The following is a 16678-nucleotide window of genomic DNA, read 5'->3' as shown; positions in this document are numbered from 1 at the left end:
AGCCTCTGCAACGAGGCAACGATCACGCAGAAGCGGAGGTTTTCATTTGAGGCAACGTATTAGTCTTCCCGGAGGTATTGCAATGAGGCAACAGGGCCCCCACCCGGATACAGGGTCAAACATTGATGAGCGTCAATGCAGCGGCATAATGGGAGGTATGAACGCTTCGCAGACACTTGATCCGTTGCTGGACCCTGCCTGCTGCCCGCCGGCCGGCCCGGCGCTGGGGGCAGAGGAGGCGAAGGAAGCGGCGCTGGTCTTCAAGGCGCTCTCCGACCCGAACCGCCTGCGCCTGCTCTCGCTCGTGAAGGCGGGGGAGTCCGGTGAACGCTGCGTCTGCGACCTGACCGAACCCCTCGACCTCGGTCAGCCCACGGTCTCGCACCACCTGAAGATCCTGGTGGACGCCGGCCTGCTGCACCGCGAGAAGCGGGGCACCTGGGCCTACTACTCCATCGTCCCGGGCGCTCTGGAACATGCGGCCGGGCTCGTGGCAGCCCTGTGACGGCTGCTGCCGGCAGCCCCGCGACGGCCACCGCCCGGGGCTCGGTGTGGGAAGTCTTCCGGGTTTTCCTGAAGCTGGGATTCACGTCCTTCGGAGGGCCCATCGCCCACCTGGGCTACTTCCGCGACGAGCTGGTGGAACGCCGCAAATGGGTGGACGACAAGGAATACGCGGACCTTGTGGCGTTGTGCCAGTTCCTCCCCGGCCCCGCTTCCAGCCAAGTGGGATACGGGATGGGCCTGCACCGCGCCGGTCCCCTTGGTGCCCTCGCTGCGTTCGTCGCCTTCACCATGCCCTCGGCGGCCCTGCTGGTGGCATTCGCCGCCGGCGCATCGCTGTTGCAGGGAGCCATTGGTTCGGGCATCCTCACGGGCCTGAAAATCGTGGCGGTGGCCATCGTTGCCCAGGCCGTGTGGGGGATGGCGAAAGCCCTGTCCCCGGACCGGGAGCGGGCCACGATTGCCGTGGTGGCGGCCCTGGCAGCCATCCTGCTGGCCGGCTCGCTCGGGCAAATTGCCGCCATCCTCATCGGCGCCCTGGCCGGGCTGTTTGTCTGCCGCGCAGGGACCGGCGACGTCACGGGGATGATGCGGTTCCCTGTCAGCCGGGCGGCCGGAACCGTCTGCCTGGTCCTGTTCCTTGCCCTGCTGCTGGGGCTGCCCCTGCTGGCGCCGGCCGTGGGTTCGGCGGGCCTCACCCTGTTTGACGCGTTTTACCGTGCGGGGGCACTGGTCTTCGGCGGCGGGCACGTTGTCCTGCCCCTCCTGCAGTCAGGCGTGGTGGACCCCGGCTGGGTCACCTCCGAACAGTTCCTGGCCGGCTACGGTGCGGCGCAGGCAGTGCCGGGGCCCCTGTTTACGTTCGCCGCCTACCTGGGCACGCTCTCCGCCTTTGGCCCGGGAGGCGTCGCCGGTGCCGCCATCGCACTGGCCGGGATCTTCCTGCCCGGTTTCCTCCTCCTGACCGGCGTGCTGCCGTTCTGGAACAGGTTCCGGTCCAGGCCGCAGGCCCAGGCGCTGATGCGCGGTGCGAACGCTGCCGTGGTCGGGATCCTCGCCGCGGCCCTCTACAACCCGGTGTTCACCACTGCGATCACGGGGCCGGGCGCGTTCGGCCTGGGCCTTGTGTGCTTCGTGCTGCTGATCGCCTGGAAGACGCCGCCGTGGGCCGTGGTCCTGGTCGGCGCGGCCGGGGGCGTCGTGCTGGGCTTGCTCGGCTAGGTTCTCCTGGGGGCTCACGGCGGTTAGCGCGTCCGACGGCGGGTAGGGACTGGGTGGAAGGACTCACCAGGCGAGGGGGAACAGAATGGCACAGGAAGCCCACAGCTCATCGGCCGGGCCCACCGGGCGGGCCGTGTCTCCTGCCGCGGCGCCCGCGTTCCTGTTCGGGATGGGCGTGGGCGGCTTCGTCGACGGCATCGTGCTGCACCAGCTGCTGCAGTGGCACCACATGCTCAGCCACACCGAAAGCGGCAACACCAAAACCGTGGCCGGACTGGAACTGAACACCCTGGCCGACGGCCTCTTCCACAGCGCCATGTGGGTACTGGTGGTGGCCGCCGCCATCCTCACGGTCCGGGCCCGGCGGCAGGGGCGGCTGTCCGCGAGCCGGCGGTTCCACACCGGGCTGGTGCTGGCCGGCTGGGGCGTGTTCAACGTCGTCGAAGGCCTTGTCAACCACCAGCTGCTGCAAATCCACCACGTGCGGGACGACCTGGGTGGGCCGTTGGCCTGGGATCTCGGGTTCCTGGGCCTGAGCGCGCTCCTGGTTGCGGCGGGCTGGCTCCTGTTCCGGCAGGGCAAACGGGAAAACCCGGCCAGCTAACTGCAACGCGGGGTCACTCCCGGCCCAATAAACTGTCGGAATTGGGCCGGGAGTGACCCCGCGTTTGGGGTGGAAAAACGCAGTCCGCTACTGGTTCGGGTCCGGGCTCCGGACGTCCCGCTCGCCGATGTCGGCGGCGCCCAAGACGTCCGCTGCTACACCGTGCACCGGCGCGTGCTCACGAACACTCAGCTCGGGATGGTGCAGGTCCAGGGCCGGCCGCTCGGACCGGATCCGGGGCAGCGAGGTGAAGTTGTGGCGCGGCGGCGGGCAGGACGTGGCCCATTCCAGCGAGGCGCCGAAGCCCCAGGGATCATCCACCGTGACTTTCTTGCCGGTCCGCCAGGTGTGGTAGACGTTCCACAGGAACGGGATCATCGATGCGCCCAGCAGGTAGGAGCCGAAGCTGGAGAACTGGTTCATCAGGGTGAAATTGTCCTCCGGCATGTAGTCCGCATAGCGCCGGGGCATGCCCAGCACGCCCAGCCAGTGCTGGATGAGGAACGTGGCGTGGAAGCCCAGGAACAGCATCCAGAAGTGGATCTTGCCGAGCCGCTCGTTCAGCATGGTGCCGGTGAACTTGGGCCACCAGAAATAGAACCCGGCGAACATCGCGAACACCACGGTGCCGAACACCACGTAGTGGAAGTGGGCCACCACAAAGTAGGAGTCGGACACGTGGAAGTCCAGCGGCGGGGCGGCCAGGATAATTCCGGTCAGGCCGCCGAAAAGGAACGTTGCCAGGAACCCGATGCTCCACAGCATGGGGGTTTCGAAGGTGATGGAGCCGCCCCACATGGTGCCGATCCAGTTGAAGAACTTCACACCGGTGGGCACTGCGATCAGCATGGTCATGAAGGCGAAGAACGGCAGGAACACCGCACCCGTGACGTACATGTGGTGGGCCCACACCGTTACGGACAGGGCGCCGATGGCGATGGTGGCGTACACGATGCCCTTATAGCCGAACAGGGGTTTGCGGCTGAAGACCGGGAAGATCTCGGACACAATGCCGAAGAACGGCAGCGCGATGATGTACACCTCGGGGTGGCCGAAGAACCAGAAGAGGTGCTGCCAGAGGATGGCGCCGCCGTTGGCGGGATCGAAGATGTGGGCACCGAATTTCCTGTCGGCTCCGAGTGCGAACAGCGCAGAGGCCAGCGGCGGGAAGGCCATCAGCACCAGGATGCCGGTGACCAGGGTGTTCCACGTAAAGATCGGCATCCGCCACATCGTAAGGCCCGGGGCGCGCATGCAGATGATGGTGGTGATGAAGTTGACCGAGCCCAGGATGGTTCCGAAGCCGGACAGCGCCAGCCCGAACACCCACAGGTCACCGCCGATCCCCGGCGTGAAGGTGGTGTTGGACAGCGGGGCATAGGCGAACCAGCCAAACGAGGCAGCGCCCTGCGGCGTGATGAAACCCGCCGTCGCGATGGTGGAGCCGAACAGGAAGAACCAGAAAGCCAGCGCGTTCAACCGCGGGAACGCCACGTCAGGGGCGCCGATCTGCAGCGGCATGATGACATTCGCGAACCCGGCGAACAGCGGGGTGGCGAACATCAGCAGCATGAGCGTGCCGTGCATGGTGAACAGCTGGTTGTACTGCTCTTTGGTCTGCAGGATCTGCATGCCGGGCTCAAAGAGTTCGGCACGGATCAGCAGCGCCATCACACCGGCCAGGAGGAAGAACACAAAGGATGCGATCAGGTACATGTACCCGATGGTTTTGTGGTCGGTGGAGGTGATCCAGCTGACCACGATGCTGCCCTTGGGCCGCCTGACCGTTGACGGCGCCGCGGTGGCCGAGGTGACGCCCGTGTTCTGGGTGGTGGTCATTACGGTTCCGTCCTTTGCTGTGCCTCTTCCAGGGCCGGCCGCGCCGGGTTCCGGTCGTATTCGTCGCCCAGGATGCCGGTGTTGCCCCGGGCCCGGAGTTCGGCGATGTGGCTGTCGTACTCCTGCTGGGTCACAACACGGACCCTGAAGAGCATCTCGGAGTGGTACTCACCGCACAGCTCCGCGCATTTGCCGGTAAATTCGCCAAGGCGGGTGGGGGTGAGGTTGATGAACCGGTGGTACTGGTTTTCGCCCGGGTACATGTCGCGCTTCTGCATGAACTGCACCACCCAGAACGAGTGCTGGACATCGCGGGAGTTCAGCTGCAACTCCACGGTTCTCCCCACCGGCAGGTACAGGGTGGGCAGCCGGTCCGGGGTGCCGAACTCGCCGTTCAGGTGGGCCTGGACCCCAGGGTCTTCATGCACGTCTTCCTTGACGTAGCCGAAGTCCCAGGACCATTGCTTGCCGCGGACATCGATGATCACGTCGGGATTGGGGTCCCGGGTGTCGATGGCCCGCTGCTCCCGGTCGGTAAAGATAAAGAGGACGCCCACGATCATGAGCGGCACGGAGAGGTAGAAGACCTCCAGCGGCAGGTTGTAGCTCATCTGCACCGGGAACCCCACCGTGTTCTTCCGGCGCCGGTAGGCAACGATCACCCAGATCATCAGGCCCCAGGTGATGATCCCGATGATGACCGCCGCGATCCAGGAATTAACCCACAGGTCGGTGATCAGGGGAGTGTTGTCCGTCGTGTCCCGCTCGCCGGGAAGGAAGCCGCGCTGGACTTCGGCACTGCAGGACGTCAGTGCCGCCAGGACCCCGAGGCCCGTGAGCAAGGCGGTAACCCGCCGTCGTACATGCTTCTTCAAGGGTTTGGCGCCCACCATGCTCCCTCCGGAGTGCCTCCAGAGGCCCAACTGCTTGAGCCCGCCGCTCCAGCCCCTGGCCGGACGGTTGTGTGCCAACAGTAACGCGGGGAGGATGCTATGGGAAGAGGCCGGAGCCCGGCCGTGGAGAGCAGGGACAGCAAATGGTTTTCGGGCAGGAAGGGCAGCCATGAAGGTGGCGTTGGGCCAGTTCAGCGCAGGTACGGACCCTGCTGAAAATACGACGGCGGCGGGCTTGCTGATCGAGTCGGCTGCAGGGGCGGGGGCGGGGGCGGAGCTGGTGGTGCTCCCCGAGTCCAGCCTCTTTGCCACCAGCGGGGGTGCAGGCGCGGTAGCCGCCGTTGCGGAGGACCTGGACGGGCCCTTCGTGTCTGCCATCGCAACCCAGGCCAAGCGGCACGGGATCGCGGTGGTGGTGGGAACGTACGAGAAGGGGGCGGGCCGGCTTCCGTATAACACCCTGGTGGCCATGGACAGCAGTGGCGATCTCCTCGGGTGCTACCGCAAAGTCCACCTCTACGATGCTTTTGGCTACCGGGAAAGCGATGGAATTTCGGCGGGTAACCCCGAGGAGCCGCTGGTGTTCCGGCTGGGAGGCTTCCGGTTCGGCGCGTTCACGTGTTATGACCTTCGTTTTCCGGAAAGCGCCCGTTCGGCCGTAGATGGCGGCGCGGACGTCCTGCTGGTTCCGGCCATGTGGATCCGCGGGCCGGGCAAGGAGGACCACTGGACCACCCTCCTCAAGGCACGGGCCATCGAGAACACGGCCTACGTCCTGGCCGCCAACCAGGCGGGACCGCTGGCGACCGGGTACTCCATGGCGGTGGACCCGGCGGGGGTGGTCATCGCCAACGCAGGTGAGGAGCCGGGGCTGGTGCTGGCGGACCTCAGCGGGGACCGGCTGGAGCAGGTGCGCAGCCGGGTGCCGGTGCTGGCGAACCGGCGCTACGCCGTCGTGCCCCGCCCTAAACCCCTGCCCTGACAGTGGGAGTGAACCGCAGGGAATAGGGGTTGAGCTCTCCCGGCACGGGCCGGCCGGGGGACAGCCGGTGACCGTCCTGGAAGGCGAACGAGGTGTCCTTCAGCAGGCAGGACAACAGGGCGCTGGTGAGCAGCAGGGTCAGCTGGCGGCCCGGGCAGCTGACCGGTCCGGCGCTGAAGGGGACCACGCCCCAGTCCTCCTGGTCGTCATCGCGGAGCCAGAGGGCCGGGTCGAACCGGTCGGCCTGCGGGAGGCGGTGATGGTTCCGGTGGAAGAACGGGACGAAGATCAGGACCCCGCACTTCGCGGGCATGGTTCCGGTGTCCCAGCTGACCTCGCGCGTGGTCTGCCGCAAAATCATTGGCGTGGTGGGCCACAGCCGCACGGACTCGAGCACCGTGGCCCGCAGGAAGGGGAGGTGCCTGCCCCCGGTGCTGTCGTTGGTGATTTCCTCCGAAGCCAGCAGTGCCTGGTTGGGATGCGTGGCCAGCAGGGCCAGGGCGCGGATCGCCGCCATCCCCGATGTCTCCAGCGCGAACAGCCACTGCGGCACCTGGTCTTGTGGCGCAGCCGCATCAGGTTCCGGCCTCGAGTGCATGACAGAGGCCAGGCTGCCGGGCTCCGCGGTGTCTATCCGTTCCTGGACGCGACGCAGGAACTCGTCCCGGACCCCCGTGCGCCGCGGCTTCAGCACAGACCAGTTGGCATCCTTGCGCAGCCTGGTCAGCATCTTCGTCAGCTCCTGGTCATCACGGGCGGAGTCACCGAAGGCGATGCGCGGGACGGCACGCTGCCAGCACCGGCTGAACACGTCCCAGTCCAGGACGCCCTTGGCTTGGGCGGCGGCCAGCATGGCGTCCGCTTCCTCGCGGACCACCGGCAGGAGGGTGTCAGCGAACCGGTGCACCGGGCTGGAGGTGTCCAGGGCCTGCTCGTGCAGCGCCCGGCGGACCGTCCGCTCGGTGCCGGTGGAGGCCAGGACGTTGCGCGGCTCGAAGTGGGCCAGGGCGCCGCGCTTTTCGCTGCTCGCGGGCGAGAACGGATCGGGGGACTGGGTTAGGACGGCGTGCAGGTGCCCGGGCCGGAGGATCACGGCCTGGTTCCGGACCGGCAGCCGGAGGAGCAGCGGACCCTCCGGATACTTCCGGTCCAGCTCCTGCATCCGCCGGACCGCCCGCTGGTCCAGCTTCAGCCGCTCGGCCAAGGCCTCAGCGCGGGGCCGGCGGAGCAGGGGACCTTTTGCCGCCGTCGGAATGAAAACGTCCAGGAGGAAGCCGGCGGTGTCACGGACGCTGGCCTTGGGAAGGGAAGTCATGGATGCCTGCCTCGGCTGGTGGGGGACGGTTAACAATCCCGTACCCGTTCTGGGCAGCCGTAGTCGGGGGGAGCAGGGCGGGTGCGGGACCACTCATGGGGCGTAGGCTGGAAGGGCCGCACGGTTTCGGGCGGTGACGGTCCCGGCTTTTGGCCCGTGGGGGCGGCCCGCGCAGGGCATGACCAGGAAGCCTGCCATGGCTGAAAACATAACTGCGGAATCAATCCGCGTACATCTGGACGATCTGGTGCTCAGCAGCTCCCACGTGGAGGAGTTCCTCCACGAACTTGCGGTGGCTGCTGCCGCCGACCTGTCGTCCTCCGCGCAGGACGTCTCATGCTCGGTCACGGTAGTGCGGCGCAAGAAGGCTGCGACGGCGGGCAGCAGCGATGCGCGTGCCCTCGCCATGGATGAGCTCCAGTACGCCTTCCTGGACGGGCCTTGCCTGTCAAGCCTCCGGGAGAACGCCACAGTCCACGTCCCGGACCTGGAGACCGAACACCGGTGGCCGGAGTATGTGGCCGCCGTGAACCACAGCGTGCTCGGGTCCATGCTGGCAGTGCCGTTCCGTGGAGGCGGCGAGTTCCAGGCGGCCCTGAACCTCTATTCGGCACGCAGGCACGCGTTCTCCAGTGAAGCGATCGGCCGGGCGGAGAGCTTTGCCGTCCAGGGAAGCTCGTCGCTGAGGCTGGCGCTCCGCGTCGCCCAGCTGACCGATGCCCGGGACGACCTCGCCGCAGCCATGGTGTCGCGCACCACCATCAACCTGGCCGCCGGCGCCATCATGGCACAGAACCGCTGCAGCCAGGAAACAGCGATGGCCATCCTCAAGCGGGCCTCCAGCACGCGTAACATCAAGCTCCGCGACCTTGCCGCCTCGGTCATCGCCTCGGTGACGGACAACCCCACGGTCACCACCCACTTCGACGTGTGACGCGAAGGGGACATTACGACGGCGGCGCGTCCCGCCGTCGTACTTCGCCTGAAGGGACGTCGTCCGGCTCGGCGCCGACAATCTGGTCCGCGTACGGTGCGTACTTCGGCGGGGTCTCCGCGATCATCTCATTGCAGGCAAGGGCCAGCAGATCCCGCTGGGTGACGGGCAGGGAAATGAGGCCCTGCAGGTAGGCGTGGACCTCATATTCGCCGGCGCTGCCGCTCATGCTGAAATACCGCAGCCACAACTCGCCCACAGTGATGTCAGCCGCGGACAGGGCGTCCTTGAGCTGGCTGCGCTGTTCCGGCTCATGTGGATCGAAACCCACGGCTGCACCCCCTACCGTTCCGCAGGCGGCACCCTGGTGACCAGCTGTTCGCTGACCTCAACCAGGGTGGCACCTGCCGCCCGCGCATTTTTGATCAATTCCTGCATCGCCTGGTCGTGGCTGACGCCGTGCCGTTCCATCAGCATGCCGCAGGCGCGGTTGATGAGGTCCCGGCTGGACACGGTGGCCTTGAGGCTTTCCGTCATCTTCAGCGGCGCCTCACTGCCCTGGATGTGCGCCAGGAGGGTGGCGGCCGTGCCCGCGAACAGGCTCAGCACCCGGCCGGTGGACTCGTCATATTGTCCCGGCAGGGCGGAGTAGATCTTCAGTGCGCCCAGCGCTTCCTTCCCGGCCATCAGTGGCGTGCTCACCACGGAACGGACCGGCATCCCGAGGACGGCATCCCGCCAGCGCGGCCAGCGATCGTCCGTGTGGACGTCGTCAATAATGACCACTTCCTCGGAAGCCCATGCCGTGAGGCACGGACCCTCGCCCAGCGAGTACTGGATGGCGTCCGCCTGCTCCACCATGGCGTCCGTGGAGGCGCTGCTGGTGCGCTTTCCCCCGGCATCCAGCAGCGAAACCCCGGTTCCCGGATTGCCGGGCATGGATTCCTTGATGGCCCTGGCCAGGAGGGAAACAGCACGGTCCACCTTCTCCTCCGTGAGCAGCAGTCCCCGGATGCGCGCGATGGTCGCGGTCAAGTCATCCAGGGGGAGCCTGGTCATTCCAACACCGCGGGGTTCTGGTCCGGGATCTCCATCTGGAAACCGCAGGCGCAGCGCAGCACCCTGGTGGCGAGGTAGACGCTCAGCGTCTCGGGCATTTGCCTGCTGTTGTAGGTGCCGCGGATGCTGCGCATTTCGGCGCCCGCGGTAGCCATGGGCTCGCCGCAGTGCATGTACTGCCCGTCGTAAACCAGCACGTCCGGGATGTTGCGGGGGCGATAGCGGTCCGGATGGATGGACATCACGCCACCGCCGGGTAGCTGCTGAGGATGTAGTCGGCAGCGGCGGGGCCCGTCATGTGCAGCCGGCTGTTGTGGACATCCACCCCGCACCGGAGCATGCCGGCGCGGAAGGCCTGATCGGGCTTCGGGGTCATCCCGTGCAGCGTTGCCCAGCTGACGTACAGGCCGTAAAGGCAATCAGGCCCCAGCGTGGAATCGCTGGAGGGATCGAGAATGGTTGCTTCTTCTAGGAACTGCTGGAAATGCGATGTCGCCACGATAGGGATCTTTCGCTTCTGCAACATGTGCCGCCGTTGGGCTACAGCAGCTGCTCCGACGGCCTGTGCAGAGGTGGCCTGGAGGACGGGCCATGATTCCCGTCACATTCCGAATCTACTCGCCGGGGCAGGGGTTTGTACAGCAGGTGGACGGAGCCGGATGGCGGGACAGCCTTATGCCGCATGGATCGTGCCGGGGCAGCAACGGAGCACCCGGGGGCGTTGCCGCCCGGGCGCTCCGGAGCCTTCAGTCAGTTTGGGCTAGGCGTGCGAGTAGGTGAGGCAATCGGCGTTGTCCCGGCCGGGGCCAACGTGGACTTCAGGTGCATTGCACATCAGGTGGTCGTTGTGGATGCACTCGCTGCGCTGGCAGGCTCCGACATCGGCGAGGACCTTTGGCAGGCCGCCGTGCAGGCCGGTCTCGATGAACGTGGCGCAGTGGGCGTGGTTCTCGGCGCCGCCCACGGTGATGGCGGCGGCGTTGCAGTTCGTATGGTCGTTAAAGGAACAGTTCGTTACGCTGCAGTCCGCGACGTGCGTTGTCATTGGAAAGTCCTCCTTGGCCGGCCACCCGGACGGGCGGCTCTGTGGGTCCACCGTAAGCCCGCACGGCCCAATCAAAAAGACCCAATAATGTGCGCTAATTCCCCGGTTTTCCGGGGCGCGGTGGCGGTGTGCGCCGGCGAGTCGCCGGGAACCTCTTCCCCCGGTTTCATAAGCGTGCTTATTATGTTGTTCATTTCGACGGTAAGCAAAGCCCGTCCAGCAGATCCTCCTGCGCTAGCCACTGCCGTATTGGGACCAGCTGAAAGGCCTTTGATGCAGATCCTCCAGGCGGAATACCCCGCTCCCAACCATGTGCTGGTCCACATTACTGATCCGCACTTCGTCGCGGAGGGGCTGCTGTATGGGGAGATGGATCCGAAGCCGGGGCTGGTACAGGTCCTGGACGCCATCGAGGGAACCATGATGGAACCTGAAGCCATCATCGTCTCCGGGGATCTCACGGATAAAGGCAAGGCCGAGGCGTACCGGCAGCTGAAGACCGTCTGCGACGCCTATGCCGCACGGATTGGTACACGGATCATCTGGGCCATGGGTAACCACGATGATCGCACCAACTTCCAGCGCATCATGCTGGACGAGGAGCCGCGGCCCGGGCCGGTGGACCGCCGGTATGACCTGGGCGGCCTCCGGGTGCTGGTGCTGGATTCCTCCATCCCGGGCTTCCACCACGGCGAGATCGATGAGGACCAGCTGCGCTGGCTGGCGAAGGAGCTGGAAGCGCCGGCCGACGACGGCACCCTCCTGGTGCTCCACCACCCGCCGGTGCCCCCGGTACAGGACCTCGCGGTGCTGTCCGAGCTGCGGAACCAGACGGGCCTGGCGCAGGTCCTCGAGGGCAGTGACGTGATCGGTATCCTCTCCGGCCACACGCACTGCTCCCTCTTTTCGACGTTCGCCAACATTCCTGTGTCCGTGGCCGCATCCACCAGCTACACCCAGGACCTCGCGCTTCCCTCCGGGGCTATGCAGGGCAGGGACGGCGCGCGCTCCTTCAACCTGGTGCGCATCCACGGCCGCACCCTGGTCACGGCGGTGGTCCCGGTGGGCAAGTACCGCAGTTTCGGCACGCCGATATCGGCGGAGGAAACGCGGCGCCGGCTCGAGGCCGCGGCCATCACCATCCCGCCGTACCAACCCATCGACTGAGCAGTACCACCCATCGACTGAAAGGGCAGTGCCATGTATGAACCCCTGAGCGACGCTTTGAAGGAGCCCTTGAGCAATCCGGTGGATGACATCAACCTGCGGCTGGCCGTGGCAGCGGCGGACATCGCCGAGCTGCGCGCGGAGGTGGCCCGGCTGGACCGGGCGCTGGATGAGTCGCGGCGGCTGAACAAAAGAGCCTCGGAAGTGCTGGAACTCGTGTATGAGCACCTGGCCAGCAGCGGGGTGAAGGCTACGAAGGTCCGGGCGGGAGGAAATCCCTGACCCCTGTACCAGCGGCCGCCATCCCGGTACCGTGAAACAAGTAAGTCTACTTATCAATAGGGCTGGCTTGTCCGGCCAATAAGGGACGGAAGGCAAAGTCATGGCTGAAGCCGCAGCAGCTTCAATCCTGGGAGATTGGCCGGAGGAATCGCGGGAAGCAGCACAGTTGGTCCTGGACAAGTACGGGGAACCGGATGAAGCCACACCCAGCGCACTCGTGTGGTTCAACGCCGGCGAATGGAAACGCATCATTGCCACCAAGGCGTTCTACGAACACAACTTCCCGGCGCCGCACTTCGACTCTGTGGAAAGCGTCATTGACTACGCCGTGCCGCCTGACAAGGGCTCGGCGCTGGCCGGCTTTGACGGCAGCGTCATCATCGAACGCACCGCCGGTGAAGTGTCCGCCCGCTGCCATGACGAGGAAGCCAACCGATTGGCGCTGAATCTGATGCACGACGTCGTGACGGGCGCCAAGGACGTGGAGCAGGCCCGCGCCTATTACGCACAGGAGTTTGCCGGGTACCGGAAGAAGGAACCCACCCCCTACATGGAAAAAATCCGCTTCACGTCACAAAGCGGCACCGCAGATCCGGACCAGCGGGTCCTGTCGGACGAGGATCTGGAGCAGGCGGCGGCCGAGGGGGAACGCAAGGAGCAGAACCAAGGGAAAGGAGACAAGGCATGACCCACATACGGTCCATGATTGACGCATACCCCAAGGACCCCGGTGACATCGACGTGGCCAGGCTTGCCGAATGCATCAGCGCCTGCTTTGAGTGCGCCCAGGCCTGTACCGCCTGTGCTGACGCCTGCCTGGGCGAGGACATTGTGGCGGATCTTGCCACCTGCATCCGCACCGACCTGGACTGCGCGGACATCTGCGCCGCCACGGGCAATGTGCTGTCCCGCCGCACCGGCGTCAACCCCGCCACCACCCGTGCCTTGCTGGAGGCCTGCCGCACGGCCTGCAGGACCTGCGCGGAGGAATGCGAACGGCACGCCGACATGCACGACCACTGCCAGGTTTGCGCCGAAGCCTGCCGGCGCTGCGAACAGGCCTGCGCTGACCTGCTCACCTCACTCGCCTAAGGAGCCCAACCATGAATGACGCACCGCAGAACGACGTTCCCCAGCACCAGGACCTGCCCCTTCCCGATTACGACCACCTGCCCGCAGGGACCCTCCCCACCCGCATTTCCGGGTTGGAGGAGGCGGACGTGGCGCAGTTGGTCAGCTACGAGAAGGCGCACGGGAACCGGCTGCCCATTTTGCAGATCCTCGAGAAGAGGCTGCAGGACCTACAGGGCGGCGCCGTTCCCAGCGGCCCGCGGACGCCCAGCACACCCGAGGTGAACACCGGTCAGCCGGTGTCCCCGCAAAGCCCTTCGGTGCCTGGGCCAGCGGTCAACCCGCCGTCGCAGGGGGTGCCCACCAACCCTTCCCAGCCGCGGTGATGCCGCAATGAACCGGCTGGAATAGCGGGAGGGGGCGGGCTTGGACAGACAGGAGTACGACGGCGGAGCGCGCCTGCATGCCTATCTCCGCTCCCATCGTGGCGGCATCGAGAAGCAGCTGGCCGAGTGGGTGCGCGTTCCCGGCATCCTGGGTGTGCCGGAGCACCAGCGGGACCTGCTCCGCTCGGCCAACTGGCTCGCTGCCGCCTTCCGTGAGGCCGGCTTCCCCGTGGTTGACGTGCAGCCCACGGGGAAGTCGCACGCGGTCTGCGCGGAGTGGTGCGAGGCACCCGGAGCGCCCACCGTCCTGGTCTACAGCCACCACGATGTCCGCGCGGTCAAGCCGGACAACTGGGAGCAGACCTCGCCCTTCGAACCGGTGGTCCGCGACGGCAGGCTGTACGGGCGGGGAAGCTCTGACGCCAAGGCCCAAATCCTGGCGCACCTCTGGGGCATCCGCGCGCACCTGCACCAACGCTCTCTCACCTTTGACCGCCACAACCCGCACGCTCTCTCACGTTTGGACGCCACAAACCAAACGCTCCCGCACTCCACATCTCCTGCACAGGCACACGCCCGGCCCGCACCGGCCATCAACCTGAAGTTCATCGTCGAGGGCGAGGAGGAAGGCGGCTCCCCGCATCTCGCGGCACTCCTGGAGGAACAGGCGGAAAGGTTCCATGCCGACGTCGTACTTTTCTCCGACACCCTCCTCTGGCACGAAGACCACCCCGCCCTCTGCGTAGGCCTGCGCGGCATGCTCAGTGCCAGCCTGGAGGTGTTCGGGCAGGAGCGCGACGTGCACAGCGGCGCCGTCTCCGGCAACGCCCCCAACTCGGCCTTCGAGCTGGCCAGGCTCCTGGCGCTCCTGCATGACGCGGACGGCAGGATCGCCATTCCGGGGTTTTACGACGACGTCGAGCCGCTTCCGGAGGACCTTCGGCAGGCGCTCGCGGAGCTTCCCTACAGCGACGAGGACTGGCTGAAGCGGTCCGAAAGCGGTGCCATTACGGGCGAGAAGGGGTACACGGTGCTGGAGCGGCTGTGGCTGCGTCCCGCCGTCGAAGTCACCTCGATCATCGCCGGCGATCCCATTGGCGTGTCGCGTGCGGCGGTGCCGGCCGTGGCGTCGGCGGACCTGAGCTTCCGGACTGTGCCCGGCCAGCGGGTGGAGAAGGTGGCTGACCAGCTGCGGCAGTGGGTGGAAACCACCATCGGGGACGCTTTTCGGCACACGCTGACGCCGGACCTGGAAACGGCGCAGGAGCCGTACCGCACTCCGGACCACCCCGCTGTCGCCGCACTGGAGCGGGCCATGGCCGTGGGGTTCCACAACGGCAAGGTGGGCCGGATGGGGAACGCCGGCGGGGGACCGGCCGAACTGCTCGGCCGCATGCTGCAGGCGCCGGTGCTGTTCTTCGGCACCGGGCTTGTGGAGGACCACTGGCACGACAGCGATGAGAGCGTCAGCCTGGAGGTCCTGATGAACGGCGCCGTAACGCTGGCCTGCTTCTGGGACGAGCTTGCAAAGATGCAACGAGCAAAGGACGACGGCGATGGACACCTCAGGCAATGACCGCACCGGCAGTGCCGGACGGGTCCGCACATTCGGAATAGAGGAGGAGCTGCTCCTGGTGGACCCCGGCAAGGGGGAGCCCGTGCCCATGGCCGGCGCACTCCTGGACCTGTACGTGCGTCCGATGGAATCGAGTTCCGGGCCGGTCCTCACGGCGGAGTTCCAGCAGGAAATGATCGAGGTGGTCACCCCGCCGCGTTCCACCATGGACTCGCTGGAGGCGGACATCATCGCCGGCCGGGCCATCGCGGACAGGGCAGCGCAGGACGTAGGGGTGCGGGTGGCTGCCCTGGCCACCTCACCGCTGCCCTGCGATCCGCACCCGGTCCGGCTCCGGCGCTTTGCCGCGATGGCCGAGGAGTACGGGCTCACCGCAAGGGAACAGCTCACCTGCGGCTGCCACATCCACGTATCGGTGGAATCGCCGGAGGAAGGCGTGGCCGTCCTGGACCGGATCCGGATCTGGCTGCCCGTGCTGACCGCGCTGAGCGCCAACTCCCCGTTCTGGCACGGCGAGGACACCGGGTACGCCAGCTACCGGGCGCAGGTCTGGAACCGGTGGCCGTCCGCCGGGCCGCTGGAGATCCTCGGCTCGGCCGACGCCTACCACCAGCTGGTGCATGACATGGTGAGCACCGGCGTCGCGCTGGATGAGGGAATGGTCTACTTCGACGCCCGGCTCTCGCGGCACTATCCCACCGTGGAAATCCGCATCGCGGACGTATGCCTGCGTCCCCAGAACACCGTGCTCCTGGCCGGCATCGCCCGGGGACTGGTGGAGACCGCCGCGCGGGAGTGGCGGGAAGGCAAAGAGCCTGTCGGCGCGCCGTCGGCCCTGATCCGGCTGGCGGGCTGGAAGGCCAGCCGCTGGGGACTGCGCGGGGAACTGCTGGACCCGCACACGCACCGCCCGGTGCCGGCGCTCGCCGTCGTCAATTCCCTGCTGAACCATATACACGGGGCGCTGGAGGACAGCGGTGACCTGCAACGGATGGAGGAATTGGTGGACGATCTGCTGCTGACCGGCACCGGCGCGGTCCGGCAGCTGGAGGTGCTGCACCGCACCGGTGACCTGGAGGACGTGGTGAACGACGCCGCCGACTGCACCGTGGGGTTACCGGCAGAAGGAACCTGAACTGCACCAGCAACGCGGGGTCACTAAACGCCCAAAAACCGCCGCTCTTTGGGCCAGGAGTGACCCCGCGTCGGTCCGGTCTACGGTGAGTCTTACCGATGGACCCCCCATATCGCGAAGGGGGAGTGCGCCGTATTGACAGCGCCTATGCCCGGGCGCACGCTGATAGCGCTAGTTGCAGCGTTGGCGGGCGTTCAAGGCCTCGGTAGGCCGGCCAACCAATCCCTCCTGGAGATGTCTCAGCGCCCCGGACGAACAGTTGCAATCCCTCCCTGTCAGGAGAATGAAATGGCCGGCGTTACTGTCAGAACCCTTGAAGCGAAGTCCTTCGACCAGCCCGATGAAAAACGGCGCCCGCCGAAGACCGAGGTGGACGTGGTCAACATCGGTGACACCACCCTGGGCAGGTTCACCTTCCAGCCGGGATGGAAGTGGTCCGAAACGGTCAAGACCGTGGTCCATACGGACAGCTGCCAGGTCAACCACGTGGGAATCTGCGCAGCCGGGACCCTGACGGTCCAGATGGAGGACGGAGCCCGGACCACCATAACCCCCGGCAACGCGTACACCATTCCGGCCGGCCACGACGCCTGGGTGGAAGGCGACGAGACGTTCGTCGGGTACGAGATCATGAGCGCGGCCACCTTCGCGAAGCCAGCCTAGAA

Annotated in this window: 21 protein-coding genes; 13 read left to right on the top strand and 8 right to left on the bottom strand. The window is 66.5% G+C overall.

What is annotated here, in order from left to right:
* Positions 1–157: 157 nt before the first annotated feature.
* The 3 genes from B5520_RS19630 to B5520_RS19620 all read left to right on the top strand — a co-directional run bounded on the left by B5520_RS19630 (position 158) and on the right by B5520_RS19620 (position 2329).
* The gene (locus tag B5520_RS19630; RefSeq protein ID WP_079598747.1) at positions 158–505 is read left to right on the top strand and encodes an ArsR/SmtB family transcription factor; all 348 of its coding nucleotides are present in this window, start codon (positions 158–160) and stop codon (positions 503–505) included.
* The gene (gene chrA / locus B5520_RS19625; protein WP_079598746.1) at positions 502–1725 is read left to right on the top strand and encodes a chromate efflux transporter; all 1224 of its coding nucleotides are present in this window, start codon (positions 502–504) and stop codon (positions 1723–1725) included. The genes B5520_RS19630 and chrA overlap by 4 nt, the downstream gene beginning before the upstream one ends.
* 85 nt (positions 1726–1810) lie before the next feature.
* A complete protein-coding gene (locus B5520_RS19620; RefSeq protein WP_079598745.1) occupies positions 1811–2329 on the top strand; it encodes a DUF2243 domain-containing protein in 519 nt (172 codons plus the stop codon).
* 87 nt (positions 2330–2416) lie between these two features.
* Here the strand turns inward: B5520_RS19620 and ctaD are convergent, their stop codons facing one another.
* Positions 2417–4168, bottom strand: coding sequence for an aa3-type cytochrome oxidase subunit I (gene ctaD, locus B5520_RS19615; protein ID WP_079598744.1), 1752 nt, complete (start codon positions 4166–4168; stop codon positions 2417–2419).
* The gene (locus B5520_RS19610) at positions 4168–5061 is read right to left on the bottom strand and encodes an aa3-type cytochrome oxidase subunit II (protein WP_079598743.1); all 894 of its coding nucleotides are present in this window, start codon (positions 5059–5061) and stop codon (positions 4168–4170) included. Before B5520_RS19610 ends, ctaD begins: the two co-directional genes overlap by 1 nt.
* Before the next feature lie 169 nt (positions 5062–5230).
* On the opposite strand from B5520_RS19610, the gene B5520_RS19605 reads away from it, so the two are divergent.
* On the top strand, positions 5231–6043 hold the full coding sequence (locus B5520_RS19605; RefSeq protein WP_079598742.1) for a carbon-nitrogen hydrolase family protein: 813 nt from the start codon (positions 5231–5233) through the stop codon (positions 6041–6043).
* Here B5520_RS19605 and B5520_RS19600 read toward each other — a convergent pair.
* Positions 6027–7358, bottom strand: a complete 1332-nt coding sequence (locus B5520_RS19600; protein ID WP_079598741.1) for a cytochrome P450 — start codon at positions 7356–7358, stop codon at positions 6027–6029. The two genes, B5520_RS19605 and B5520_RS19600, sit on opposite strands and share 17 nt — an antisense overlap.
* Positions 7359–7554: 196 nt before the next feature.
* Here B5520_RS19600 and B5520_RS19595 point away from each other — a divergent pair, with 196 nt between their 5' ends.
* Positions 7555–8292 carry a GAF and ANTAR domain-containing protein gene (locus B5520_RS19595; protein ID WP_079598740.1) on the top strand — a complete coding sequence of 246 codons (738 nt, stop codon included), beginning with the start codon at positions 7555–7557 and terminating at the stop codon, positions 8290–8292.
* Between the two features lie 13 nt (positions 8293–8305).
* Here the strand turns inward: B5520_RS19595 and B5520_RS19590 are convergent, their stop codons facing one another.
* The 5 genes from B5520_RS19590 to B5520_RS19570 form a co-directional block, all read right to left on the bottom strand.
* Positions 8306–8623 carry a hypothetical protein gene (locus tag B5520_RS19590; protein ID WP_079598739.1) on the bottom strand — a complete coding sequence of 106 codons (318 nt, stop codon included), beginning with the start codon at positions 8621–8623 and terminating at the stop codon, positions 8306–8308.
* A gap of 11 nt (positions 8624–8634) precedes the next feature.
* Entirely contained in the window at positions 8635–9351 is a 717-nt protein-coding gene (locus tag B5520_RS19585) for a GAF and ANTAR domain-containing protein (protein ID WP_079598738.1), read from the bottom strand.
* Positions 9348–9593: a hypothetical protein gene (locus B5520_RS19580; protein WP_079598737.1), complete on the bottom strand. Its 246-nt coding sequence runs from the start codon at positions 9591–9593 to the stop codon at positions 9348–9350. The genes B5520_RS19585 and B5520_RS19580 overlap by 4 nt, the downstream gene beginning before the upstream one ends.
* Positions 9593–9850 carry a hypothetical protein gene (locus B5520_RS19575; protein ID WP_079598753.1) on the bottom strand — a complete coding sequence of 86 codons (258 nt, stop codon included), beginning with the start codon at positions 9848–9850 and terminating at the stop codon, positions 9593–9595. The genes B5520_RS19580 and B5520_RS19575 overlap by 1 nt, the downstream gene beginning before the upstream one ends.
* A 261-nt stretch (positions 9851–10111) precedes the next feature.
* Entirely contained in the window at positions 10112–10396 is a 285-nt protein-coding gene (locus B5520_RS19570) for a DUF1540 domain-containing protein (RefSeq protein ID WP_079598736.1), read from the bottom strand.
* A gap of 273 nt (positions 10397–10669) precedes the next feature.
* On the opposite strand from B5520_RS19570, the gene B5520_RS19565 reads away from it, so the two are divergent.
* The 8 genes from B5520_RS19565 (at position 10670) to B5520_RS19530 (ending at position 16676) form a co-directional block, all read left to right on the top strand.
* Entirely contained in the window at positions 10670–11563 is an 894-nt protein-coding gene (locus B5520_RS19565) for a metallophosphoesterase (RefSeq protein WP_079598735.1), read from the top strand.
* Between the two features lie 33 nt (positions 11564–11596).
* A complete protein-coding gene (locus B5520_RS19560) occupies positions 11597–11845 on the top strand; it encodes a hypothetical protein (RefSeq protein WP_079598734.1) in 249 nt (82 codons plus the stop codon).
* 100 nt (positions 11846–11945) lie between these two features.
* Positions 11946–12533, top strand: coding sequence for a hypothetical protein (locus B5520_RS19555; protein ID WP_079598733.1), 588 nt, complete (start codon positions 11946–11948; stop codon positions 12531–12533).
* On the top strand, positions 12530–12937 hold the full coding sequence (locus B5520_RS19550) for a four-helix bundle copper-binding protein (RefSeq protein ID WP_079598732.1): 408 nt from the start codon (positions 12530–12532) through the stop codon (positions 12935–12937). The genes B5520_RS19555 and B5520_RS19550 overlap by 4 nt, the downstream gene beginning before the upstream one ends.
* Before the next feature lie 11 nt (positions 12938–12948).
* Positions 12949–13302, top strand: a complete 354-nt coding sequence (locus B5520_RS19545) for a hypothetical protein (RefSeq protein WP_079598731.1) — start codon at positions 12949–12951, stop codon at positions 13300–13302.
* A 40-nt stretch (positions 13303–13342) separates the two neighbouring features.
* A complete protein-coding gene (locus B5520_RS19540; RefSeq protein ID WP_079598730.1) occupies positions 13343–14878 on the top strand; it encodes a M20/M25/M40 family metallo-hydrolase in 1536 nt (511 codons plus the stop codon).
* Entirely contained in the window at positions 14859–16013 is a 1155-nt protein-coding gene (locus tag B5520_RS19535) for a carboxylate-amine ligase (RefSeq protein ID WP_079598729.1), read from the top strand. The genes B5520_RS19540 and B5520_RS19535 overlap by 20 nt, the downstream gene beginning before the upstream one ends.
* A gap of 288 nt (positions 16014–16301) precedes the next feature.
* On the top strand, positions 16302–16676 hold the full coding sequence (locus B5520_RS19530) for a cupin domain-containing protein (protein ID WP_079598728.1): 375 nt from the start codon (positions 16302–16304) through the stop codon (positions 16674–16676).
* The last annotated feature ends 2 nt before the right edge of the window (positions 16677–16678 follow it).

Source organism: Arthrobacter sp. P2b (genome assembly GCF_900168295.1).
Taxonomy (GTDB): domain Bacteria; phylum Actinomycetota; class Actinomycetes; order Actinomycetales; family Micrococcaceae; genus Arthrobacter.
This window is presented reverse-complemented; position numbering and strand designations above follow the sequence as displayed.